Genomic DNA, 25,997 nt, shown 5'->3' with positions numbered 1-25,997 from the left:
TCAAGAGAAAACTCTTAATGCCAAAACTTTAAAAATCTACTTTTGTTCCATAGAACGTAGCTTCATATAATTTTTTCATTTCTTCTTTATTAATAGTCCTTGGGTTGGATGCTGTACAAGCATCTGAAACTGCTCTTTCAGCAATTAATTCTACTTTAGCTTTAAACTCATCTTCATTAATTCCAAATTCCTTTATAGTTTCTGGAATATTCATCTTAACATTCATATCTTTTATCATAGCTGTTAATGAATCAACTAACTCTTCATCAGTATTACCTTTTAATTCTAATCTTTTTGCTATCTTTGCATATCTATCCATACAAGCTTTTTTATTAAAGTCTATAACATATGGTAGATATATTGCATTAGCACAACCATGTGGTATATGTTTTAATTCATTTTCTTCTTTACCTTCTTCATGGAATACAGCTCCTGATTTATGAGCCATACTATGTGTAATTCCTAATAAAGCATTTGAGAATGCCATTCCAGCAAGACATTGAGCATAATGCATATTTTCTCTTGCTTTCATATCTCCATTATAAGAATCAATTAAATTATCTCTTATAATTTCTATAGCTTCCATAGCTAAAGGATCTGAAAATGCAGAATGTAATCCAGCAACATAAGCTTCTATAGCATGAGTTAAAGCATCCATACCTGTATTAGCAACTAATTTTTGTGGCATTGTTTCTGCAAGTTCTGGGTCTACAATTGCTATATCTGGAGTTATATTATAATCAGCTAAAGGATATTTAATTCCTGTTTTATAATCAGTTATAACAGAAAATGCTGTTACTTCTGTTGCTGTACCTGAAGTTGATGGTATAGCAAGAAATTTTGCTTTATTTCTAAGCTTTGGAATAGTAAATGGATCCTTTATATCATCAAAAGTTTTTTCTGGATGTTCATAAAATACCCACATAGCTTTTGCAGCATCTATTGGTGATCCTCCTCCCATAGCTATAATCCAATCTGGATTAAATTCACTCATAACTTTAGCACCATTAAAAACTGTTTCAACTGATGGATCTTGTTCTACGCCATCAATTATCTTTGTTTCTATATTTGCTTCTTCTAAGTAATTTAACACCTTATCTAGGAAGCCAAATCTTTTCATTGAACCTCCGCCAATAACTATAACAGCCTTTTTTCCTTCTAAAGTCTTTAATTGTTCTAATGAGCCTTTCTCAAAAAATATATCTCTTGGTAAAGTAAATCTCTTCATAAATCAACCCTCTTAAACATAATTTTTTTCACATTAATTATTCTATTTCATTATATATATATCCTCTTTAATATAAAATTTTATTCAATTTATCCAAAATTTTAAAATTTTTTACTATTTTTTATAAAGATTTATGATTATGATAAGATTTTTTAATTATTATAAACATAAAAAATAAATTAAAAGGACTGTTTCATTTATCTGAAACAGTCCTAATTATTTAAACTTAATTATTTTTTCTCTATTCCAAGTCCCCTAAGAATTCCATTAAACCAGCGTTTAAGTATAACTCTATAGAAGAAGAATGCTAATATAACACTTATTGTTCCAATAATAGCTCCACCTATAACATCTGATGGATAGTGAACTAATAAGTACACTCTTGAAAATGCTATAGCTACTGCAAGTGCATATGCTGGTATTGCCCATGCTCTAAAGTAATAAGCTATTATAAATGCCCCTACAAATGCTGATGATGCATGTCCTGAAGGGAATGAATAAGAATGTGGCACAGGCCCTATTACATGTAGACCTGGAAGTGTCATAAATGGTCTTGGTCTCTTAACTATGTGTTTTAAAACTTCTACTAAAACAAAGTTTATTGATGATCCAAAGAACATCATAAATCCTGCTTTTCTATATTTTTTTGTTATTAAGAATATTAATCCTAATACTAACCATATAAGACCATCTGTTCCTATTCTAGTAATCCATAGCATTATAGTATTCAAAACTGGTGTATGCATATCTTGAAATGTATACATAATGCTACTATGAGTTGCTGCATCCATATTGTTTCCTCCCAAATTTCTCTTTTGTTTAAACCTTTAATGAATTTTCACTTATTGTCTATAAGTATATTATATTATTTTTAACAGCTTGTCTATATTGTTAATATAAAATCTAAACTTTTAACAAAAAATACTTTTCCTTTTATTAAATACTGTTTAAAGTACTATAAAATCCTTCGTTATCCATAAGCATTTCATGTGTTCCTTGTTCGATTATTCCCTCTTTACCAATAACAACTATTTCATCAGCATTTCTAATAGTAGATAATCTATGAGCAACTATTAATGTTGTTCTATTTTTACTTAAGTCTTCTAATGATTTTTGTATTTCACCTTCAGTAATATTATCAAGTGCAGATGTTGCTTCATCTAATATTAATATTGAAGGATTCTTTAAGAATACTCTAGCTATAGATATTCTTTGCTTTTGTCCTCCTGAAAGCTTAACTCCTCTTTCACCAATATAAGTATCATATCCATCTTCAAGAGACATAACAAAATCATGAAGACAAGCCTTCTTTGCCGCTTCTATAATTTCTTCATCAGTAGCTCCTAATTTTCCATACTCTATATTTTCTCTTATAGTTCCAGTAAATAAAAATACATCTTGTTGAACTATACCTATATTATTTCTAAGTGATTCAAGAGTTACATCCTTAACACTAATTCCATCAATTTTTATATCTCCACTATCAAATTCATAGAATCTAGGAATTAAATTACATAAAGTAGTTTTTCCTCCACCAGAAGATCCAACTAAAGCAATTTTCTTTCCTGCTTCTATTTTTAAATTAAAATCTTTGAGAATATCATTAACTCCATCATAATTAAAACTTAAATCTTCTATTGTTATTTCACCCTTAACATTTTTAAGCTCTTTTGCTGTTCTTTTTTCTTCTTCCTCTGATTCAGTAACTATCTCATTTAATCTTTGGAATCCTGTCATACCATCTTGTAACATCTCATTAAAGTTTATAAGTTTTCTAATAGGTTGTAAAAACATCTTAATATATAATATATAGGCTACAAAATCACCAATATTTATTCTTCCAATGTAAGTAAAGTATCCTCCACCTATTAAAACAATTAATTCTAATAAATCTATAAATAAAAACATTCCTGAGAAATATTCAGCCATAGTTTTATAAGCCTTTATTCTCGCAAGCTTAAATACATTATTACAATCCTCAAATCTATCTATCTCATATTCAGCATTTGAGAAAGATTTTGTTACTTTAATTCCAGATATACTATTTTCTATTCTTGCATTAACTTCACCTGTTTTGATTCTAGTATCTCTAAAAGCACTTATCATTTTCTTTCTTTGTCTTAAAGTAAAGAAAATCCCTATTGGTAAAATTGCAAAAATAATTAAAGTAAGCTCTATATTTATAGAAAGTAAAATTCCAAAAGAACCTAATATAAGTACTATTGATATAAATAAATCTTCTGGTCCATGATGCGCAAGTTCTGATATTTCATTTAAATCATTTATAATTCTAGACATTATAACACCAGTCTTATTATCATCAAAATACTTATTAGGTAGTTTTTGAAGCTTCACAAAGATATCTTTTCTCATCTCCCCTTGCATTCTAACCCCTAAAATATGCCCTTGATACTGCATAAAATAATTAAGTCCTGCCTTAAATATAAATATAAAAAATAAAATTATTGAAAATACCCATAATAATCTTAGATTTTTATTAGGTATTACATCATTCATAATATTTCTTGTAAGCATAGGATAAACTAAATCGCATAAAGCCATAAGAAACGCAGCCAAAATATCTAATATGAATAATTTTTTATGTGGTTTATAATATTTTATAAATTCCTTAATCATATTTTCCCCCTTAGTTTGATTAATCTTATATAAATTATAACCTAACATGTAATGATTATCAATTTTAACAAATAATAGTTATCAAGTATTTAAAATTTGATTGTAATATTTAATTATATGCTATACCTTACTAATTAAAAATAATATCTTCTATATAATAAATAAAAGAAGCTATCTTTCACTGATAGCTTCTATAATACTTCAATCTAATTTAACTTTACCTAATTTTTATTTAGCGTAATTGTGGAATCCTCTTCCTGATTTTCTTCCAAGCCATCCAGCTCTAACATACTTTCTTAAAAGACTGTGTGCTCTATATTTACTATCTCCTGTTTCTTTATATAAAACATCCATGATAGCAAGACATACATCAAGTCCTATTAAATCCCCTAAAGCTAAAGGTCCCATTGGATGATTAGCACCAAGTTTCATAGCTGTATCAATATCTTCTTCTGAAGCTATTCCTTCAGCTAATATTCCAGCGGCTTCATTTATCATAGGAATAAGAATTCTATTAACTACAAATCCAGGAGCTTCTGCAACTTCTACTGGTGACTTACCGATATTTTCAGAAACTTCTTTAACAGCATCAAAAGTTTCTTTTGATGTTGCCATACCATTTATGATTTCAACAAGTTTCATAACTGGAGCTGGATTAAAGAAATGCATTCCAATTACTTTATCTGGTCTATTTGTCGCTGATGCAACTTCTGTTATTGATAATGATGATGTATTTGAAGCAAGTATTGTTTCTGGTTTACAAATTTTATCTAACTCTGAGAAAATAGATTTCTTTATATCCATATTTTCAACAGCAGCTTCAATAACTAAATCACAATCTTTAGCCATTTCCATATCTACTGTTCCTGAAATTCTTGAAAGCATATCATTTTTAGCTTCTTCTGTTATCTTTTCTTTAGAAACAAGTCTTGTAAGGCTCTTTTCAATTCCAGCTATTCCTCTATCAACAAATTCTTGTTTTATATCTCTAACAATAACTTCATATCCTTTTTGAGCAAAAGCTTGAACTATGCCTGCTCCCATTGTTCCAGCACCAAGTACAAAAATCTTCTTCATTCTCAATACCCCCAAATATTTTTAGAAAAGAGTTTAAACTCAAACTCTTTTCTTATATTAATTTTGTTTTATACCATAATCAAAATTTGAATAAATTCTACATTGCTTCTTTAATATTTTTAAGTTGACTAATAAGCTCTGGTACTACTTTTGAAACTTCTCCTACTATCGCATAATCAGCAACTTTCATTATAGGTGCAGATTCATCTTTATTTATAGCTATAATTAAATCTGAATCCTGCATTCCAGCAACGTGCTGAATAGCTCCTGAAATACCACAAGCTATATAAATATTAGGTCTAACAGTTTTACCAGTTTGTCCAACTTGATAATCTTTATCTACCCAACCTTTTTCTATAGCTGCTCTTGAAGCTGCAATTGAACCACCAAACTCATCTGCAAGAGCTTTTAACATATCAAAGTTTTCTTTTGATCCAACTCCTCTTCCACCAGCAACAAGAACTCTAGCTTCTGAAATATCTTTTATATCTTTATTTTCTTTTACTACTTTAACTATCTTAGTTCTAATATCTGAATCCTTTAGATTTACTTGAATAGTTGAAACAGTATATCCATTATTATTAGCAGGAAGCTTTGAGAAAACTCCTGGTCTTACTGTTGCCATTTGTGGCCTATGATCTGGACAAGCTATTGTAGCCATTAAGTTTCCACCAAATGCTGGTCTTGTAGCAAGAAGATCACCAGTTTCAACATCTACATCTAAACTTGTACAATCAGCTGTAAGTCCTGTTGAAAGTCTTGCAGCTACTCTAGGCCCTAAATCTCTACCTATAAATGTAGCTCCTATGAAAAATATTCCTGGTTTTATATCATTTAAAACTTCACAAATAGCTGTTGTATATCCATCTGTTGTATAGTCTTTAAGTAATGGATTATCTACAACTAAAACTTCATCTGCTCCATATTCTCCAAGAATTTTACCCATTCCTTGAATTTCATGTCCTAAAACTAAAGCTATTAGCTTTGTTCCTAGCTTATCTGCAAGTTTTCTTCCTTCACCTAAAATTTCTAAAGAAACTTTTTGCATAACCCCTTCTCTTTGTTCAGCGAATACGCAAACTCCATTATAATCTGCTAAATTCATAATAAATTCTCCCCCTTAAACTAGATATAGTGTTTTTCTTTTAATTTTGCCATAATATAAGTTACTGCTTCATCTGCTGACTTATTTATTATTTCTCCTGAACTCTTAGCTTCCTTAGTCATTGATTTCTTAACCTTTGTAGGTGATCCTTTAAGTCCAAGTTCTGCTTTATCAACATCTATATCATCAGCTGTCCAAGTTATTATTTCCTTATTTGCTGTTGCAAAAATATACTTAGCATGCATATATCTTGGTTCATTTAACTCTTTAATTGCTGTTAAAAGAACTTTCCCTTCAACTTTTATAAGTTCATATCCATTTTCTAATGCTCTATTTATTAATAATCCATCTTCCTCAACTTTAACATCTTGAACATATGTTACTTGAGGAATTCCTAAATGTTCTGCTATTTCTGGCCCAACTTGAGCTGTATCTCCATCTATAGCTTGTCTTCCGGCAAAAATTATATCATAATCTAATTTCTTTATAGCTCCAGCTAAAGCTTTTGATGTTGCAAGTGTATCAGCTCCAGCAAATGCTCTATCAGTAATTAATATTGCTTCATCCGCTCCCATACATAAAGCTTCTCTTAAAGCATCCTTTGCTTGAAGTGGTCCCATACTAATTACAGTTATTTTTGCTCCATATTCATCTTTTAAACATAATGCTGCTTCTAAAGCATGTTTATCTTCCGGATTAATAATTGATGGAACTCCATTTCTAATTAATGTTCCTGTTACAGGATCTATCTTAACAGCTGTTGTATCTGGTACTTGTTTTAAACAAACTACTATATTCATATTTTAATCCCCCTAAATTATCTTAACAGACTTCCTGAAATAACCATCTTTTGAACTTCTGATGTTCCTTCATAAATTTCAGTTATTTTTGCATCTCTCATCATTCTTTCAATAGGATATTCTTTAGTATAGCCATATCCTCCAAATATTTGAACAGCCTTAGTTGTTACATCCATAGCTACTTCTGCTGCATATAATTTAGCCCTTGCTGCTTCAACTGAATATGGAAGTCCTTTTTCTTTAAGCCACGCTGCCTTATAAACTAAATTTCTAGCTGCTTCAACTTTAACATCCATATCTGCCATCATCCATTGAAGACCTTGGAATGCTGAAAGTGATCTTCCAAATTGTTTTCTTTCCTTTGTATAATTTACTGCTTCTTCTAAAGCTCCAGCTGCTATTCCTAGTGCTTGAGCTGCTATACCAATTCTACCTCCATCAAGAGTTTTCATTGCTATACCAAAGCCTTTTCCAAGCTTACCAATTAAGTTTTCTTTTGGAACTATACAATTTTCCATTATTATTTCAGTTGTAGACGAAGCTCTAATACCCATTTTTTGTTCAACCTTACCAACTGATAATCCTGGGAATTCTTTTTCAACTATAAAAGCTGATATTCCTCTAGTTCCTTGGCTCTTATCTGTCATAGCAAAAATTATAAATGTATCTGCTACTCCACCATTTGTTATAAATATCTTACTTCCATTTAGAATATAATTATCTCCTTCTAATCTAGCAACAGTTTGTTGACCTGCTGCATCTGTACCCGCACCTGGTTCTGTAAGGCAAAAAGCTCCTAGTTTTTCGCCCTTTGCAAGTGGAGTTAAGTACTTAGCTTTTTGAGCAGCATTACCAAATTGGTCTATTAATGATGCACATAAAGATGTATGAGCTGAAAGAATAACTCCAGTTGTTCCACATACTTTTGATAATTCTTCAACAGCTATTATATATGACAATGTATCACCATTTGCTCCACCAAACTCGTCTGAAAAAGGAATTCCCATTAAGCCAAGCTTGGCCATTTTTTTCACATTTTCCATAGGAAATCTTTCTGTTTCATCTATTTCAGCAGCTATAGGTTTAACCTCATTTATAGCAAAATCTCTAACCATTTGTCTCATTAATTTTTGCTCTGCAGTTAATTCAAAATTCATTAATTTAGCCTCCCCTTATTTTCAATACCCTTATTTATTTTTAAAATTCTTTTCTCTTCTTTCAATAAAAGCTGACATTCCTTCTTTTTGATCTTCTGTATCAAAACATTTACCAAAATCATTAGCTTCTATAACTATTGCACTATCTATATCTACTTGTGTTCCTCTATTGATAGCATCCTTACAAAGCTTAACAGCTATTGGAGCATTTATAGATATCATATCAGCAAGCTTTTTAGCTTCTTCCATTAATAACTCTGGAGATACAACTTTATTAATAAGTCCTATTCTAAGAGCTTCATCAGCTTTAACTATTCTACCTGTATAAATCATTTCTTTTGCTACACCTGTTCCAACAAGTCTTGGAAGTCTTTGAGTACCGCCAAAGCCTGGAGTAATTCCAAGTCCAGCTTCTGGTTGAGCAAATTTTGCTTTTTCACTAGCTATTCTTATATCACAAGCCATAGCAAGCTCACAGCCTCCACCTAATGCAAATCCAGAAATAGCTGCAATTACTGGTTTATCTAAATTTTCAAGTCTTCTAAAAACTTTATTTCCTAAAAGACCAAATTCTTTGCCTTGTTCTTCATTAAGATTTTTCATTTCAGATATATCTGCTCCTGCCACAAATGATTTATCACCTGCACCTCTTAAAATTACTGCATATATATCACTTTCATTTTCAAGCTGTTCTAATGCTTTATCTAAATCTTGTAAAGTCTCTGAGTTTAATGCATTTAAAGCCTTAGGTCTATTAATAGTCAAAATAGCTATGTTCCCTTCTTTTTCAAGAAGAACATTATTAAATTCCATTTTTCTCCCCCTTAATACCTTTCTCTTTTATACCCAAAGTTATTTGTTATAAACTTAACAAATTGCAAAAAAAATAATTGAAGTTTAGATAAACTTCAATTAAATTATAAGTGCTATTAATTGTATTTGCAATATATTTTTGGATATTTTAGTATTTTTATCCAAATATTTTTTTATTAATTATTTTTTTCGTTTAATAAGTACACTAAAGTTAAAAGACTTTCACTTAAATGAACATTTTCTACTGTAACGTCATCTGGAGTATTTAAATCTATAGGAGCAAAGTTCCAAATTCCTTTAACACCTTTACTTATTAATTTATCTGCTACCTTTTGCGCATTAACTTTAGGAACACATATTATACCAATATCAATTTGATTTCTTTCTAAGAAACCTTCTAATTCATCTATATCTTGTATAGCAACATCTCTTATTTGTATTCCTAAAAGCTTAGGATTTGCATCAAAAATACCTTCTATAGTAAATCCAAGCTTTCTAAATTGATTATAATTTGCTATCGCTTGTCCAATGTTTCCAGCTCCTATTATTACAGCTCTATATTCTCTACTTAACCCTAAAATATTACTAATTTCATTATATAATGCCTTTACATTATATCCATATCCTTGTTGTCCAAAATCTCCAAAACAATTTAAATCTTGACGAATTTGTGATGCTGTAAATCCAATCTTTTCACTTAATTCTTTTGAAGAAATTCTATCTACATCGTTATTCATTAATTCATTTAGATATCTATGGTATTTTGGTAGTCTCTTTATAACCGCCATAGATATTAGCTTTTTCTTTTCCACTGTGGCACCTCTCTTTTTTATCTTGTTAAATATATAACACATTATTTATATATTATCATAATTTAAACACATATTTAAATAACTTTTTAATATTGATTTAATGAATATATATCAAATATAAAATAAGGCTCATACAAAGCGATATATCGCAATGTACAAGCCTCATTAAGATAAATAGTATAACTGTTATACCCTCTACCTGAACGTATTCTTATATACTGATTATATTTAAAGTTAATTAAAATGTCAATAAAATTTCGTCAAATTTTTTAACTTTTTTAAAATAAAAGTAAACTTTTGACTATTTTTTTATTTTTTATTTATTAAAACTCTCATTGAATTTAATATTGCTAAAATAGCAACCCCAACGTCTGCGAAAACTGCTTCCCACATTGTTGCAAATCCAAATGCTGCAAGTAATAATACTATAAACTTAATTCCAAGTGCAAAGATAATATTTTGCCATACAATAACTCTTGTTCTCTTAGCTATCTTAATTGCTTGAATAATCTTACTTGGTTCATCTTTCATAATAACAACATCAGCTGCTTCTATGGCCGCATCTGAACCAACACCACCCATAGCAATTCCGATATCAGCTCTTGCAAGTACTGGAGCGTCATTAATACCGTCTCCAACAAATATTACATTATCTTTTTCACCTTTATTTGATAATATTTTTTCAAGTTCTGTTACCTTATCTTGAGGTAATAATTCTGCATGAACTTCATCAAGTTCTAAGTTCTTAGCAACAGCTTCTCCTGCTTTCTTATTATCTCCTGTAAGCATAACAGTCTTAATTCCAAGTGATCTTAATCCCTTGATTGTTTCCTTAGAATCACTCTTTACCATATCTCCGATTAATATGCTTCCTGCATAATTACCATCGATAGCAAAGTGTACAACTGTTCCAAGTTCATCTGTTTCTTTAAACTTAATATTATTTTCACTCATAAGTTTTGCATTACCTGCAAATACTTTAGCTCCATCTAATTTAAGTGAAACACCTCTACCAGCTATTTCTTCATAATCTGAAATAGAGTCTTTATTTATTTCACCTTTATACTCAGCCACTATTGACTTAGCAATTGGGTGATTTGATAAATATTCACTGTGAGCAGCTATTTTTATTAACTCTTCATTTGAATAATTCTTTGCATTTATCTTAAGAACTTTGAACTTACCTTCTGTAAGTGTTCCTGTTTTATCGAATACTACTGTCTTAACATTATTTAATGCTTCTAGGTAGTTTCCACCTTTAACAAGGATACCATTCTTTGAAGCTGAACCAATTCCACCAAAGAATCCTAATGGGATTGAAACAACTAAAGCACATGGACATGAAACAACTAAGAATACAAGTGCTCTCTTTAACCATTCAATAAATGTTGCATCTGGAAGTACTAATGGTGGTACTATAGCTAAGAATACTGCTATTCCAACAATTACTGGTGTATAGTATCTTGAGAACTTAGTTACAAATTTTTCTGTTGGAGCTTTCTTGTTTCCTGCATTTTCAACAAGCTCTAATATCTTAGAAAGAGTTGATTCCTTAAAATCATTAGTAACTCTTAATTTGATAACTCCATTTAAATTAATACATCCTGCTAAAACTTCATCATTATTTTTTATTGATCTTGGAAGTGATTCACCTGTTAATGCTGATGTATCAACACTTCCGCTACCTTCAATAACAATACCATCTAAAGGAACTCTTTCACCAGCTCTAACAGTTATGATTTCTCCAACTTTAACTGCATATGGTGAGATAGTTGATTCCTTTCCATCTCTAATAACTCTAGCAAAATCAGGTTTAATATTCATAAGTGAGCTAATTGACTTTCTTGAGTTATTAACTGCATATCCTTGGAACATTTCACCTATTTCATAGAACATGATAACTGCAACTGCTTCTGAATGTTCACCTATTGCAAAAGCACCTATACTTGCAATCATCATTAAGAAGTTTTCATCAAATATATTCTTAGCTCTAACTATATTCTTAAGAGCTTTTAGAACTGTTGGATATCCTAAAATAATATAACTTATTATAAATATAATATTACTAATAGTATCTGAGAAACCAGCCCATTCAGCTATTCCAAATAATACAACACCTATAATAAATCTTGTTATATTATAAGCTGAAAATCCTGATTCAACCTTTTCTTCTTTCTTTTCTGTTGATACTGGTGCATCATCATAAACTACTTCTTCTTTAACTTCACTAACCACTACATCTGGTTCAAGTTTTCTTACTATTTCTTTAACATCAGCTTTAACTTTTTCATAGTCCTTAGCATCATTAAGATCTATAACTATTACTTTAGTTGCAAAGTTTAAGTTTGCTTCTTTTACTTCTGGAAGTTTTGCTGTTCCTTCCTCTATCTTCCCTGCACACCCTGCACAATCAAGACCTGTTAAATTAAGCTTAAGTGTTTTTGATGCTTCTACTGATTTACTTTCTCTTTCATATTTAACAACTACATCTGGTTCAAGCTTTTTAGTAATTTCTTTAACTTTTTCGTATACTTCCATATCAGATTGTCCATCTTTAAGCTCTACAAACATAGACATATTTGTGAAATTAAGATTAGCTTCTTTTACTTCTGGAAGCTTACCTGTCTTTTCTTCTATCTTACCTGCACACCCTGCACAGAAAAGATTTTCAAATGTTATCTTCATTTCATTTGTTAAGCATGAATTATCAGCACATACACTTACATTACTTTCTTTAACCTTATCTCTTTTTACTACAACGTCTGGCTCTAATTTTCTAACTATTTCTTTAATAGTAGTAACAACTTCTTCTTCATTAGTGCCATTCTCTAATTGAAAGACCAAAGCTTTAGTAGCGAAGTTTAAACTTGCTTCTTTTACTTCTGGAAGTTTATCAGTCTTTTCTTCTATCTTAGCTGCACACCCTGCACAATCTAAGCCCTCTAAATAAAGTTTAACTTCATTCATAAAAATAGCCATCCTTTCCTAAAATTTATTTAATCATTTCTCTAAAAATCTATTCCTTAATATGATTTAGACCTTCATTAAATATTCTCTTAATATGATCGTCATCTAGTGAATAATACACTACTTTTCCTTCTCTTCTGTATTTTACAAGTCTAGCTTGTTTTAAAACTCTTAATTGATGTGATACAGCTGATTGACTTATTCCAAGTATTATTCCAATATCACACACACACATTTCTGCTTGGAATAATGAATATAAAATTTTTATTCTTGTACTATCTCCAAAAACCTTAAATAATTCGGCTAAATCATATAGTACTTCATCATCTGGTAAATCTGTTTGAACTTTATCTACTACCTCTTGATGAATTGCTTTCACCTCGCAGCTTTCTAAAATTTTATCTTCTTTTTTATTCATAGCAAAAATCCCCTTTCCATTATCATATGAACAACTGCTCATATGTTCACTTTTATTATATGCTAATTGAAAGTACATTGTCAATTATTTCTTTATACTTTTTATAATTTTTCTATAGTACTCTAGAAATTATATAAACATTTATTATTTTTCTCTTATCTTATGTAAATATAATAAAAAAAGTTATCCTTTTTTAGGATAACTTTTTCTTCTCAAAATATTTATCTATACTATCTAAAATTCCATCATTTCCAACAACTAAAATAACATCAGATTTTTCAAAAATAAGATGAGGACCTGGAGAAATAATTAATTCACCATTTCTTCTTATCCCAATAATAGTCGCCCCTGTATTTTGCCAGAACTTAGCTTCTGAAATACTCTTTCCTATAATATCTGAATCATCTGGTATCTCAACTTCTATAGGAGTTAAAGGATTTGTATATCTTAATTTATTTGAATAATCTACTATTTTTTGTATCATACAATTTATATTATTTTCAATTTGTTGCTTTTCTTCAAATAATTTATTTATATTTTGCTTTAAAGTAGTTACACTTTCAATAGAGTGAAATCTTTCAATAAATTCATAAGCATTTTCCTTAGAAACTATCTTTACCCCACTGCCTCTACTTGAACGTACAACATCCATATCTTCTAAAAGTTTAATTGCCTTTCTAACTGTCTCTGGTGAAACATTATAATTACTTGCTAAAGTTGATCTACCTGAAATTTTTTCTCCGACTTTAACATCTTCATTATAAATTCTACCTGCTAAATCTAAAGCAATTTGCTTATAGACAGGTTCTGTTGTCGTTTTATTTTCCATCTTACTCCCTCACTCTCTCATATTTATTAATACTATTTTACCTTTTTTTATCATACGCTTTCAAGTTATTTGCTATCAACATTAAAATAAACCACCTTCGTATATAATAACATACAAAAGTGGCTTACCTAATTACGATATTCCTATTGAATTTACTAGTCTTCCTCCAATACTACTATTGAATTCTATACAATCAATTATATAATCAACAACACTGTTGCATACATAACTTGAAAATACTAAGTCATTAACAAAAGAGCTATCTTCTCTATAAAATTCATGAGCTCTTAATATAAACTCTTCTATATTATAAAAACCAAATACCTTAGCTCTTTCTCTAGGTAATTTAAATTCTTTTGCAAAGTTGGATAAATCTTTTTCATACTTAACATGTTTATTCATACTATGCTTGAATTCCCATCTTTCACTATGTGGAATACAGAAAAAGTCACATAAAAAATGACATACAACTCCAAGTTCTTGACTAAAGCTAACTATTTCAGGTAGTTTTCTTATCTCATTATCAGATAAAGAACTAAGAACCTTTATCTTGTCCATAACCATATCAAAAGATTCATCCATATAATGTTTTTTTAATTTATATTTAGATACCATGTCTGGCTTTATATTTCCATAAAGAAAATTTCTATAACTTACTACTCTCTTTTCCTTGAGATTCAAATTTGAATATATATGTTTCGCCATAACAATATGGGTATTTGCCATCATAATGTGCATCTCCAGTCAAATTTATTTAAAGAGAATAAATATATCTAAAAGCTTAATATATATATGTTTGTATATTAGAACATAGTTCTATACTTAAAGAAGAATCTTCTAAAGTCTTCTTATATGAACATAAAAATTCATTAAGCTCTATATCTTGAAGGTCAATATCTTTAGAACTCTTTATAAGTACATTATTCCCTTCTAAGTATATTTCTATATCATTCTTTTCATTCTTTATTCTATAAGTAGTTACTGTTTTGCTTGAAAGTCTAGTTTTGTACTTTTCTTGGAAGCCCATAACTTTTCTCATATCTTCATAAGCTTTTGAATTCATACCAGTCATTGTTGCTGGATCAATTCCCATTCCTTTAAGCTGTCCATCTATATCATCCATGCTTACTCCATATCTACTAAGCATTTCTTTTTGAATGTTAACAAACTTTTCTTCTGAAATATTGTTCTCTTGCATATATGAAGTAATTTCCTTTGTGAACTGCATCATATTCATTTTACCTTCAGCCATTTTAAAATAAAGATTATATATATAATTTTCAAAGTCATTAATATCTTTATCTCTAACCTTTTCTTTTAATTTACTGAAATCTACAATCTTGTCGTCCATTTTCCATTCCTCCTAGTTTTCCAGAGAATTTATTCACTATATATTTTACCACAAAAGAATTTCTTTTTGTTATTAGCTAAATTTTTAATTTCATACTTCTTTACTAAGAATATTAAATATCTACTTTATCATATATAGTTTTAAAATATTATTAATCATAATATTTTATCTCAATATATAAATAAAAACTAAATAAATCTTCCTATATTTAATATATACCAAAAATTATTATTTTATAGCTTAACTTTTACCTTTATCCAAATAAATAACACTTCTATTAGTGATATATCAATTAAATTAAATATTTTCTAAAGTTTAAATCTTAATTAACATACAAAAAAGGAAAAAAGCTGCTATACAGCCCTTCTCCTTTTATTACAAATAGTCTTTATAATCATCTATTTTATTTATCTTTGATAATAAATGCTTTATTTCTTGGTCTTTATTTTTATCCATCAATAAAAGCACATCACCAGTATCAACTACTACAAGATCTTTAAGTCCAAAGCCTATAACTAGCCTCTCCCTACCAAAGATACAACAATTTTCTGAATCATCTAAGTAAACATTTTTACTAACTGCGTTCGTATCATTTGTTTGTAGAAATCTACTTAGTGCTTTAAAACTTCCTATATCATCCCAAGAAAAATCACATTTTATCACTGCTGCTCTTCTAGTTTTTTGCATTACTCCAAAATCTATAGAAATTCCATCAACTAATGAATATTGATTTTTTATTATCTCTTCTTCATCTTCTAAGCCTATATGCCTATATATTTCACTTAAACATTTATAAAGAGTTGGAATATATTTTTCTATTTCCCTAAGAATCACATCTGCTCTAAAAACAAACATACCACTATTCCAGAGATAAGTTCCTTTTAATATAAAATCTTTTGCAACTTCAAGATTAGGTTTTTCAGTAAACCTTGCCACTTTATAAGTTGGTATTACACCATTTATTCTCTCACCCATCTCAATATAACCATATCCCATTTCTGGTCTGGTAGGTTCTATTCCCATAGTGACTATAAGTTTTTTCTTATCAGCTATAGTCACTGCTTGTTTTACGGTTTCAAGGTAATTTTCATCCTCTTTAATATAATGATCTGAAGGCAAAACAACCATTACTGCATCCTTATCTTTCTTTAAAAGCTTAATTGCAGCAAGACCTATGCAGGTCGCAGTTTCTTTATTAGCTGGTTCAGTAAATATATTTTCTGAATTTATATTTGAAAGCTCTTCCTTAACCTTTTCTTCGTAATCTTTATTTGTGATAACGTAAATATTCTCATTCGGAATAAGTGGACTTACCCTTTCCACTGTATTAGCTAAGAAACTCTTATTATTCAATATTTTCAAAAACTGCTTAGGTTCTTTGCTCCTTGAAAGAGGATATAGTCTTGTGCCCTTTCCTCCAGCTAGAATTAATGAATAAAGCACCCCTGCCTTCAACTCCATAACTTGCTTATACTTCATTCTATGAACTTAAATTTTACAGTGTGCTATTTTTATCTTTATTTATTCTTATTTTTCTTAACAAAATAAAAATAGAGTAAGCTTCTATATAAAATCTTACCCTATTCAATCTGATTAATATCTATTTCTAATCATTATAAAATTTGCTCTATCTCCCCTATGAATATCTAATGAATACTCAAAAGCTTGTCCATTATCTAAATAAACTGTTGATTCATTTAATAAAAGTGCTGAACCAACTTCACAATTTAATATTTCAGCTAAATTAGCATCTGCCTCTTTTGCTGTAACATTATCAGTTGATTGTTGTATCTTATAACCAAGGTCATTTTCAATATATGAATAAATCGATGACTTTATTATTTTCTCACTTAAACCTCTAACGTATTTCTCTATAAAATAACTTTTTTCTAAAACATATGGTTCATCTTCTACTATTCTAAGTCTCTCAACATAATAAATTATATCGCCTTCTTTGCAATATAATTTTTCTGATAAATCCTTATCAGCTGCAATAATTTTAAAATCTAACATCTTACTTTCAATCTTTTTATTATGTAAATACTGTGTTAGTCCAAACGTTCTAGCAGCTCCTGAATAACTTTTTCTATTTACATCTTTTTTAACGTAATTTCCACTTCCTTGAATTCTATAAAGCCAACCGTGATCAATAAGCTTTTCTAAAGCTTTCCTAATGGTCATTCTACTTACATCATATTTTGCACATAGCTGCATTTCAGTTGGAAGCTTATCCCCTTCTTTATATACACCACCATGAATTTTTCTTTCAAGATCAGATGCTATTTTCAAAGCCTTCGACATAATACCCCTCCGCATTACCTAAAAATATATATAATGTTAATCTATTACATATAATTCTAAAACGAAAAAGTTACTTTGTCTATACATTTATTACTTTATTTGTAAAATACACATTTTATTTACTTTAGATATCATTTTAAAATTTTCTTTGCTAGAGATAATTTATCCTTAAATGGTGCATATCTAAGTGGCATATCAAACCAAGTTGCTCTATTTAAAACTGATTTCTTATGAGAAAATGTTGTAAAGCTCTCTTTTCCATGATAACTTCCTATCCCACTATTACCAACGCCTCCGAAAGGTAAGAAAGCAGATGATACATGCATTAAAGTATCATTAATTGTAACTCCACCCGCAGTTGTATGTTTTAAAATATAATTAATCTTATCTCTACTTTCTGAGAAATAATATAAAGCAAGTGGCTTTTCTCTATCACTTACAATTTCTATAACATCATTTATATCCTCAAATTCTAATACTGGGAATAAAGGTCCAAAAATTTCACTTTGCATAACATCATCATTCCAATTAACATTTGATAATACAGTTGGCTCTATATAAAGATCTTCTTTTTCACTATTTCCACCAAAATAAATTTTTTCTTTGTTTATATAACTAATTACCCTTTCAAACTCTCTTTCATTAACCATTCTTGGATAATCTTCTGAAAATCTTGTATTCTCTCCATATTGAATTTTTATTTCATCAGCTAAGGTTTGTAAAAACTTATCTTTTATACTTTTATGAACATAAATATAATCTGGTGCAACACAAGTTTGACCTGAATTTATAAGCTTTCCCCAAACTATTCTTCTAGCTGCAAGTCTTAATTTTGCATCACTATCAACTATACAAGGACTCTTTCCTCCAAGTTCTAAAGTTATAGGAATAAGATTGTCTGCTGCTGCTCTCATAATAATTTTTCCTACTGTAACACTTCCAGTAAAGAAAATATAATCATACTTAAACTTTAAAAGTTCCTCTACTACTTCTTTACCTTTTTCAGGATTTACATATGCTATGTAATTCTCATCAAAAGTTTCCTCTATTATTTCTTTAATTATATTAGTAGTTTCCATTACTGATTCTGATGGTTTAATCATAGCTGTATTCCCAGCACTTATAGCTCCAACAAGTGGTGAAAAATTAAGCTGAAATGGATAATTAAAAGGTCCTATAATAAGAACAGTTCCATAAGGTTCATAATAAATATAACTCTTAGCAGGAAGAACTGCTAAAGGACTTTTTACCTTTTGTTTTTTACTCCATCTTCTAAGAGATTTTATACTTAAATTTATTTCTTCATATACCATAGAAACTTCTGTTATATATCCCTCAAATCTTGATTTTCTAAGATCTTTATTTAAGGCCTCTAAAATTTTATCTTCTTTTCTTTTAATAACTTCTTTTAACTTTCTTAATTGTTCTATTCTAAAATCTATATCTAAAGTTTTTCCTGTTTTAAAAAACTGTTTCTGCTTATCAAAAATTTCTTTATTAATACTCATAAAAATCACCCTCTCAATCTACTAAATAAATTATAACACCCAAAACTTATTTATTTATATCATAATAATAACTTAAACTAAACAAAAAAGGCTTATCCTTTCAGACAAGCCTAATAAATTAATAAATTTTTATCTTTAATCCATTTTCAATTTTTGCTTTAGGAATTAAAAATTCTCTAATTCCTGATGAATATGGTGCTATTTCATAAAGTTGAAAATAAACAACTATTCCCTCATCAGAAATATAAAAATCTTGATTATCCTTTATTCCCTTAAAATCTTTACCATCATTAAAATAAATTTCTTTATCTTTACTTATTTCCTTAGTTATTACTTCATTCATTATCTTCTTATAATCAAAATCATCTTTAAATAACTCTTTTAAATTTAAATTTTTTCCTGTCATCATATTAAAATTATAAGGATATAAAGTAGTAATCCCATGTGCTCCACCAGTATATTGATAATAAGTTATAGGAATACTAAGTATATCATTCTTATTATATGCAACTTTAAAAATACTATACAAATCAAATTTTCTTCCTGTCTCTTTAACATCATCATGTTTTGCAAGGTCTGTTAGATCATTCACCCAATTTTCAGTATGTTTATTTATTTTATCGGTCAATTGTTTTCCTATTCCATCACTTGTTTTTATAATAGGAACTTTTACATTTACTTCTATATATTGATCCTTTCTATTAATTTGTTTTTCATTTATCTCAACATTAGAAGCTAATGCAAAAATATTAAAATTTATAATAAGGCTAAAGAAAGTCAAAAATAATAATACAGCTTTTTTCATTTTTTTCTCCTTTTCAAATACTTATTTTACTCTTAGTATCTCTCTACCTTATATAAATATGTAGCTTTCTAAACATCAAAAAAATTTTAATAATAAAAAAGTTATCCACATCTCCTTGTGGATACTGTGGATAACTTCCATTTTTTAACTATTTTCCAGTATATTTTATTGATAAATTAAAGTTTCCCTGTGGATAACTTTTAATTTTTCCTAATTTTAAAGCTAAATTAACTTTACAATTAAAATTCTATTTTTCTCTAAATCTTTTATTTATTTTTGACTTATTTCTATTTGATTTAATTCTATCTTTATCTCTACTAAAAGATTTTTTACTACTATTCTTTACATTAAAACTAGTTTTCTTTTTACTCTTAGGTTTATCTCTTTGATTTACTCCATCTCTAGGTCTTAAACTTTGATCTGATGCTTCTTCTGTACTAACTGATTCTTTAGTTAATCTATTTATTTCATCAAGTTCTTTTTTAGTAATATATCTCCACTCACCAATTGCAAGTCCTTTAAGAGTAATATTCATAATTCTTATTCTTTCAAGCTTTTTAACCTCATATCCAAAGTAACCACTCATTCTTCTAATTTGTCTATTTAAGCCTTGAGTTAAAATTATTCTAAAAACATATTTACTCTCTTTAGTTATCTTACACTTTTTTGTTACAGTCCCCAAAATCGGAACTCCATTAGACATCCCTTTAATAAAACTATCAGTTATAGGCTTATCAACTGTAACTAAATATTCTTTTTCATGATTGTTCCCAGCTCTTAAAATTTTATTAACTATATCACCATCATTAGTTAAATAAATAAGACCTTGTGAATCCTTATCAAGTCTACCTATTGGAAATATTCTTTTTTCATGTCCAATAAAATCTACTATATTACCTTTTACATGTTTTTCTGTTGTACATGTTATACCAACTGGTTTATTTAAAGCAATATAAACAAGTTCTTCTTCCTCCATAATAGGCTTATTATCAACTGTTACTTTTTGACCCTTCTTAACTTTTGATCCCATAGTAGCAACTTTTCCATCAATTTTAACTCTACCTGCTTCAATAAGTGCATCTGCTTCTCTTCTTGAAGCAAATCCACTCTCTCCTATATATTTATTTAATCTTATTTCTTCTCTTGAAGACTTATCTGCCTGAATATAATCTTTATTTAATCCTTTGTTATTATTTTTTTTTAAATTCACTTTTATTTCTCCTTTGGTTTTTGCTTTTCTGGAGACATAGTTTCCTCTTGTCCTGAATTATTAATTAAAAGAGAAAATACTCTTTCTTTTTTATCCTTATCATTATATTGATTTTTAACAAGAGAATTTGTTTCCGTTAATTCCTGAAAATTAATCTTATCACCTGTTACAGCTACATTTATAACTCCATTCTCTGGAACCATCGAATTATCATCTATGTACTCTAAAATATTATGTATCGCTGTATCTAGCTTTTTATTTTCTAATTTCATATTTTCTATAAGCTCTTTTCCCTTTTCACTAGGTGAATTAGCATCCACTACTCTATTAAACTTATTTACATCAAGTTTAATCTCAGAGGTAGTTCTTATAACTATTTTACTATCTGAAAGCCTATATATAAATGATAATCCACAATAAATACAAATTAAAATTAAACTAACACCAATAACATTTGGCATATATGCAGAAAATCCACTAAACTTTTTAGAAATTATTTCTTCTCCAAGAATTGAATTATCTATATATCTAACTCTTATAACTTCCCCTTGCCTAGTTAAAATAATTATTGATTTATGATGAAGCCCTATAGTAATCCCCTTAAAAAGACCTTGCCTTTCCTGTTCACCAACAACTTTTAATAATTTTACATCTTCTGATTGTCTAGGTTTTATATTTAAATATTTAACTATTTGAGAATATCTTTTATCAGAAAATAAAATTACATATAACTCTAAATAATCTTCATATTTTCTTAGAAATTCAATTCTTGCACCTGTCTCCTCACCAATTCTTATTAATGGAAGCTTTTTATGTCTTCTATAAGTATCTAAAATTTCTGGTTCATCCTTTACAAACATAGCTATATTAAGTATTATATTTCTTCTATTTTCATTAATCTCAACTTGTGAAATATTATGTAACTTTATACCGTTCTTTCTATAAGTTCTTCTTAATAGCTTTATTTCTTTTAATAACTCATCTTCATTTATATCTTTATTATGTTTTTTATTGTTCGAGAAAATATATTTATCCCTCTGGAATTCAAAGTTCTCCATCTTAGCCCCCTAAAACTTTAAAAATTTCTTAACAACTTAATAAAAACTTCAATTTTTTCAAATTATTTCTACAACAATAAATTATATCATATATATATCATAATTAAAGAAAGATTCTCTATTAAATGATATAATATATTTAAATAATAAATAGATAAATACAATTATATAAGGAGAATTTTTATGAGAATAGGATTAGGCTATGATGTACATAAATTAGTCAAAAATAGAGACCTAATTATAGGTGGAGTTAAAATACCATTTGAAAAAGGACTTCTTGGACACTCAGATGCTGATGTACTTTTACATGCAATTTCTGATTCTTTGCTTGGAGCTGCAGCCCTTGGTGATATAGGAAAACACTTCCCAGATACTGATGAAAAATTTAAAGGAGCAGACAGCTTAGTCTTACTAACTGAAGTTGGTAAACTTATAAAATCTAAAGGCTATAAAATAGGTAATATTGATGCAACTATAATAGCTCAACAACCTAAAATGAGACCTCATATAGATTCTATGAGAGCAAATATCGCAAAAGCTTTAGATATAGACATAGATTGTGTAAATGTAAAAGCTACAACTGAAGAAGGTCTTGGATTTACAGGTTCAATGGAAGGTATTTCATCTCAAAGCATAGCATTATTATTATAGAAATATATTAATTCAATATAAAATTAAAATGCACGATTTTATTTAAATCGTGCATTTTCTATAGGATATATTAAAATTTAAAAACTAACTAACTAACTCTTTATTTACTTTTAAAACTTTTCTTTTTGAAAATATAGTTATAAATATTACTGCACTAACCCCCATTAAATAAGGATAGAATAAATATTTCATTATTTCAAAAGGAGCAAGTCCTGCAAGTGATGCAGCAGTTAAAAGTTGTGCTCCATATGGTATTAAACCTTGGAATACACAAGAAAACATATCAAGTATTCCTGCTACTCTCTTTGGATCTAAGTCATATTTATCAGAAATATCTTTAGCTATTGGCCCTACAGTAACTATTGCTATTGTATTATTTGCAGTAGCTATATCTATAATACTAACTAAAACACCAATTCCTATTTCTGCACCCATTTTAGTTTTTATTTTACTAGTCACAGCATTAAGTATAAATTCTATACCACCATTTACTTTAATTAATTCAACAATTCCTCCTATTATAAGTGAAATTATTATAAGCTCACTCATTCCTGAAATACCTGTTGATATTGAACTAAATAAACTTCTTAAATCCATTGAGCCTGTCATAAATCCAATTATAGCTGCAAGTCCTATTCCACCACTTAAAACTATAATTACATTTACTCCTGCTAAAGCTGAAATAAGTATTACAAGATAAGGAACAACTTTTATTAAACTATAATCATATGCTTGTGATGAAATTTGTGCTCCTGAACCTAAAATAACATATAAAACTATTGATATTAAAGCTGCTGGAAGCACTACTTTAAAATTCATTCTAAATTTATCTCTCATATTACAACCTTGAGTTCTAGTTGCCGCTATTGTTGTATCTGAAATAATTGATAAATTATCACCAAACATAGCTCCACCAACAACTGCTCCCACTATAAGAGGCAAAGATAATGTTGTTTTCTCTGCTATTGCTGTAGCTATTGGAACTATAGCAGCTATTGTCCCCATTGAAGTACCTAATGATATTGCTATAAAACCTGATATAACAAATACTCCAGCTACAAGAACTCCTTTTGGAAGTACAGTAAGACCTAGGTTAACTGTTGATTCTACTGCTCCCATTGAACTAGCAACCTTTGCAAAAGCTCCTGCTAAAATAAATATTAAACACATTAATATAATATTACTATTTCCTGCACCTTTACAAAAATGCTCTAAACTTTTTTCAAAGCCTATTTTTCTATTCATAAATAAAGCTACTATAGCAGCTAAAAGTCCTGGAACTAATATAGATACTGCATAAAAATCATCTAAAATTAATGACATACCTAAATAAGATACTACAAAAACTATTAATGGTAATAGTGCTAACGCACTTCCTTTTTGTTTTTTCATAATTTGCATCCCCCTTCATTTAGAGACTTTCTATTATCATTTGTTTTTATCTAAAAACTCTCCGTAGTCTAATTCTTACATAAATAAAAAAAACTCCTGTTTTTAGACAGAAGTTAATACTCAAAACGCTTAGTAATCTTCTTATCTATCAGTCTTCTAATAACTGCTGGAATTAGCACCGTTCTAAATTTAGATATAATTAACCTAAATATATTGGTTGCCGGGTTTCATAGGGCCAGTCCCTCCACCACTCTGGATAAGATAATAAAAAGTTCTTAATTTAATTTTAATGATATTTTACTATTAATTTTTTTACAATACAATGCTTAACTTTCTAAATTAATATTTTTTTAACAATTGGGGTAATACTTTTTCTAAAAGTATTCCTTCCTTGGAATTATAATCATATTTGGCACTCTCAGCTATAGATAATCCAATAAATTCACTAGCTTTTTTAGCTGCTTCTTGTATATTTACTCCATTTAAAATTTCACCTATTAAAATAGAAGCAAAAAAGTCACCAGTTCCAGGATAATATTTATTAACTTTTTCTACTGATATCCTTATAAGTTTTTCTGTTTTTCTATCATAACTTATAGTATCTATATAATTACTTCCTTTTTTACTTGGGACACTTGTTATAACAACATTATCAATTCCTAAATCTGCAAGCTTTATCGCCCATATATCAACTTCCTCAAAATCAAATATATCATTATAATCTTTTCCTAATAAAAAAGCTGCTTCTGTTATATTAGGAGTTATAATATCAGCTTCTAAGATTAAATCTCTCATTGCTTCCACCATATCTACTCCTATATTACTATAAAGCTTACCTTCATCAGCCATTACAGGATCTATAACTACTAGTTTATTTCTTGATTTAAAATCTTTTATTATATCTTTTATTAATTTTACTTGTGATGCATTTGATAAATAACCTGTATAAATACAATCAAACTCTAAATTTAATTCTTTCCAATGATTCTTTGCATTATCTATAAAATTACTTAAATCAACTTGCTCTGGTTTTCCATAACCACCAGTATGAGTAGATAAGATAGCTGTTGGAAGTGGACATACTTGAACTCCCATTATAGATAAAGTAGGAATTATTGTTGTCAATGAAGCTCTTCCATAACAAGATATATCATGAATAGCCATAACTTTTTTAATTTGATACATTTTTATTCCTTCTCTCTTTTTAAATAAATTAATTATATACCTTTATTTTCCACCAATCAATTGTATGGATACAAAACAATATTAAACGAACAAAAAAAAGCAGTATATTTTACTGCTTTAATGGTACACCATCTGGGACTCGAACCCAGGGCACCCTGATTAAGAGTCAGGTGCTCTAACCAACTGAGCTAATGGTGCATATTATTTATTTTTTAAAAAATGGTACACCATCTGGGACTCGAACCCAGGGCACCCTGATTAAGAGTCAGGTGCTCTAACCAACTGAGCTAATGGTGCATATTATATTTTTTAAAAAAGTGGTACACCATCTGGGACTCGAACCCAGGGCACCCTGATTAAGAGTCAGGTGCTCTAACCAACTGAGCTAATGGTGCATATTATTTAAATGGAGCGGGTAGCGAGAATCGAACTCGCCTATTCAGCTTGGAAGGCTGACGTTCTACCAATGAACTATACCCGCAGGTATTATAAATTTATTATTTTTTGTGGAGCGGGTAGCGAGAATCGAACTCGCCTATTCAGCTTGGAAGGCTGACGTTCTACCAATGAACTATACCCGCAAGGTATTATAAATTTATTATTTTTTTATGGAGCGGGTAGCGAGAATCGAACTCGCCTATTCAGCTTGGAAGGCTGACGTTCTACCAATGAACTATACCCGCAAGGTATTAT

General features: G+C 28.9%; 23 protein-coding genes, 6 tRNA genes and 1 riboswitch. Of the genes, 1 reads left to right on the top strand and 28 read right to left on the bottom strand.

Annotated features, from left to right (window positions below):
• Positions 1–28: 28 nt before the first annotated feature.
• The 20 genes from BN8917_RS05135 to BN8917_RS05040 form a co-directional block, all read right to left on the bottom strand.
• Positions 29–1,228 (bottom strand): iron-containing alcohol dehydrogenase, encoded by a 1,200-nt coding sequence (locus tag BN8917_RS05135; protein ID WP_066871522.1) that lies wholly within the window; start codon positions 1,226–1,228, stop codon positions 29–31.
• A gap of 230 nt (positions 1,229–1,458) precedes the next feature.
• Complete coding sequence (locus BN8917_RS05130; RefSeq protein WP_066871519.1) at positions 1,459–2,019, bottom strand: phosphatase PAP2 family protein; 561 nt, start codon at positions 2,017–2,019, stop codon at positions 1,459–1,461.
• A 145-nt stretch (positions 2,020–2,164) separates the two neighbouring features.
• Positions 2,165–3,865, bottom strand: a complete 1,701-nt coding sequence (locus tag BN8917_RS05125) for an ABC transporter ATP-binding protein (protein WP_066871516.1) — start codon at positions 3,863–3,865, stop codon at positions 2,165–2,167.
• A gap of 228 nt (positions 3,866–4,093) precedes the next feature.
• Complete coding sequence (locus tag BN8917_RS05120; protein WP_066871513.1) at positions 4,094–4,942, bottom strand: 3-hydroxybutyryl-CoA dehydrogenase; 849 nt, start codon at positions 4,940–4,942, stop codon at positions 4,094–4,096.
• A 97-nt stretch (positions 4,943–5,039) separates the two neighbouring features.
• Positions 5,040–6,047: an electron transfer flavoprotein subunit alpha/FixB family protein gene (locus BN8917_RS05115; protein WP_066871510.1), complete on the bottom strand. Its 1,008-nt coding sequence runs from the start codon at positions 6,045–6,047 to the stop codon at positions 5,040–5,042.
• 20 nt (positions 6,048–6,067) lie between these two features.
• Positions 6,068–6,847 carry an electron transfer flavoprotein subunit beta/FixA family protein gene (locus BN8917_RS05110; RefSeq protein ID WP_066871507.1) on the bottom strand — a complete coding sequence of 260 codons (780 nt, stop codon included), beginning with the start codon at positions 6,845–6,847 and terminating at the stop codon, positions 6,068–6,070.
• A 17-nt stretch (positions 6,848–6,864) separates the two neighbouring features.
• Positions 6,865–8,004, bottom strand: coding sequence for an acyl-CoA dehydrogenase (locus BN8917_RS05105; RefSeq protein ID WP_066871504.1), 1,140 nt, complete (start codon positions 8,002–8,004; stop codon positions 6,865–6,867).
• Positions 8,005–8,034: 30 nt separating this feature from the next.
• Complete coding sequence (locus tag BN8917_RS05100; RefSeq protein ID WP_066871502.1) at positions 8,035–8,817, bottom strand: short-chain-enoyl-CoA hydratase; 783 nt, start codon at positions 8,815–8,817, stop codon at positions 8,035–8,037.
• Between the two features lie 176 nt (positions 8,818–8,993).
• Positions 8,994–9,629: a redox-sensing transcriptional repressor Rex gene (locus BN8917_RS05095; protein WP_066871499.1), complete on the bottom strand. Its 636-nt coding sequence runs from the start codon at positions 9,627–9,629 to the stop codon at positions 8,994–8,996.
• Positions 9,630–9,938: 309 nt separating this feature from the next.
• Positions 9,939–12,596, bottom strand: coding sequence for a heavy metal translocating P-type ATPase (locus BN8917_RS05090; RefSeq protein ID WP_066871497.1), 2,658 nt, complete (start codon positions 12,594–12,596; stop codon positions 9,939–9,941).
• 49 nt (positions 12,597–12,645) lie between these two features.
• Entirely contained in the window at positions 12,646–13,014 is a 369-nt protein-coding gene (locus BN8917_RS05085; RefSeq protein WP_066871494.1) for an ArsR/SmtB family transcription factor, read from the bottom strand.
• 193 nt (positions 13,015–13,207) lie between these two features.
• The gene (locus BN8917_RS05080; protein ID WP_066871491.1) at positions 13,208–13,843 is read right to left on the bottom strand and encodes a GntR family transcriptional regulator; all 636 of its coding nucleotides are present in this window, start codon (positions 13,841–13,843) and stop codon (positions 13,208–13,210) included.
• 132 nt (positions 13,844–13,975) lie between these two features.
• The gene (locus BN8917_RS05075; protein WP_321220963.1) at positions 13,976–14,548 is read right to left on the bottom strand and encodes a zinc dependent phospholipase C family protein; all 573 of its coding nucleotides are present in this window, start codon (positions 14,546–14,548) and stop codon (positions 13,976–13,978) included.
• Between the two features lie 76 nt (positions 14,549–14,624).
• Positions 14,625–15,194 carry a DUF3867 family protein gene (locus BN8917_RS05070; RefSeq protein ID WP_066871485.1) on the bottom strand — a complete coding sequence of 190 codons (570 nt, stop codon included), beginning with the start codon at positions 15,192–15,194 and terminating at the stop codon, positions 14,625–14,627.
• A gap of 375 nt (positions 15,195–15,569) precedes the next feature.
• Entirely contained in the window at positions 15,570–16,637 is a 1,068-nt protein-coding gene (locus tag BN8917_RS05065; RefSeq protein ID WP_066871483.1) for a mannose-1-phosphate guanylyltransferase, read from the bottom strand.
• Positions 16,638–16,787: 150 nt separating this feature from the next.
• Complete coding sequence (locus BN8917_RS05060) at positions 16,788–17,495, bottom strand: GntR family transcriptional regulator (RefSeq protein WP_066871480.1); 708 nt, start codon at positions 17,493–17,495, stop codon at positions 16,788–16,790.
• Between the two features lie 131 nt (positions 17,496–17,626).
• Positions 17,627–19,003, bottom strand: a complete 1,377-nt coding sequence (locus tag BN8917_RS05055) for an aldehyde dehydrogenase (RefSeq protein WP_066871477.1) — start codon at positions 19,001–19,003, stop codon at positions 17,627–17,629.
• Between the two features lie 118 nt (positions 19,004–19,121).
• Complete coding sequence (locus BN8917_RS05050) at positions 19,122–19,808, bottom strand: DUF3298 and DUF4163 domain-containing protein (RefSeq protein WP_066871474.1); 687 nt, start codon at positions 19,806–19,808, stop codon at positions 19,122–19,124.
• A gap of 247 nt (positions 19,809–20,055) precedes the next feature.
• Positions 20,056–20,973, bottom strand: coding sequence for a 23S rRNA pseudouridine(2604) synthase RluF (gene rluF, locus BN8917_RS05045; protein ID WP_187117204.1), 918 nt, complete (start codon positions 20,971–20,973; stop codon positions 20,056–20,058).
• 47 nt (positions 20,974–21,020) lie between these two features.
• Positions 21,021–22,076, bottom strand: coding sequence for an anti-sigma-I factor RsgI family protein (locus BN8917_RS05040; protein WP_066871471.1), 1,056 nt, complete (start codon positions 22,074–22,076; stop codon positions 21,021–21,023).
• Positions 22,077–22,259: 183 nt separating this feature from the next.
• Here BN8917_RS05040 and ispF point away from each other — a divergent pair, with 183 nt between their 5' ends.
• Positions 22,260–22,727 (top strand): 2-C-methyl-D-erythritol 2,4-cyclodiphosphate synthase, encoded by a 468-nt coding sequence (gene ispF, locus BN8917_RS05035; RefSeq protein WP_066871468.1) that lies wholly within the window; start codon positions 22,260–22,262, stop codon positions 22,725–22,727.
• Between the two features lie 84 nt (positions 22,728–22,811).
• Here ispF and BN8917_RS05030 read toward each other — a convergent pair whose 3' ends face one another.
• The 8 genes from BN8917_RS05030 to BN8917_RS04995 form a co-directional block, all read right to left on the bottom strand.
• Complete coding sequence (locus tag BN8917_RS05030; protein ID WP_066871465.1) at positions 22,812–24,128, bottom strand: Na+/H+ antiporter NhaC family protein; 1,317 nt, start codon at positions 24,126–24,128, stop codon at positions 22,812–22,814.
• A gap of 129 nt (positions 24,129–24,257) precedes the next feature.
• Positions 24,258–24,382: riboswitch (SAM riboswitch) on the bottom strand.
• Between the two features lie 76 nt (positions 24,383–24,458).
• Entirely contained in the window at positions 24,459–25,304 is an 846-nt protein-coding gene (locus BN8917_RS05025; protein ID WP_066871462.1) for a pyridoxamine kinase, read from the bottom strand.
• Positions 25,305–25,425: 121 nt separating this feature from the next.
• A tRNA-Lys gene (locus BN8917_RS05020) sits at positions 25,426–25,502 on the bottom strand.
• A gap of 22 nt (positions 25,503–25,524) precedes the next feature.
• A tRNA-Lys gene (locus BN8917_RS05015) sits at positions 25,525–25,601 on the bottom strand.
• A 21-nt stretch (positions 25,602–25,622) separates the two neighbouring features.
• Positions 25,623–25,699 (bottom strand) — tRNA-Lys (locus BN8917_RS05010).
• A 12-nt stretch (positions 25,700–25,711) separates the two neighbouring features.
• Positions 25,712–25,785: transfer RNA gene (locus tag BN8917_RS05005), tRNA-Gly, on the bottom strand.
• A gap of 26 nt (positions 25,786–25,811) precedes the next feature.
• Positions 25,812–25,885: transfer RNA gene (locus BN8917_RS05000), tRNA-Gly, on the bottom strand.
• 28 nt (positions 25,886–25,913) lie between these two features.
• A tRNA-Gly gene (locus BN8917_RS04995) sits at positions 25,914–25,987 on the bottom strand.
• Positions 25,988–25,997 lie beyond the last annotated feature (10 nt).

It is taken from the genome of Clostridium mediterraneense, assembly GCF_900091705.1.
In the GTDB taxonomy this organism is placed as follows: Bacteria; Bacillota; Clostridia; order Clostridiales; family Clostridiaceae; genus Sarcina; species Sarcina mediterraneense.
Note: the sequence above shows the minus strand (reverse complement) of the source record. Positions and strands in the feature narration are given on the sequence as shown.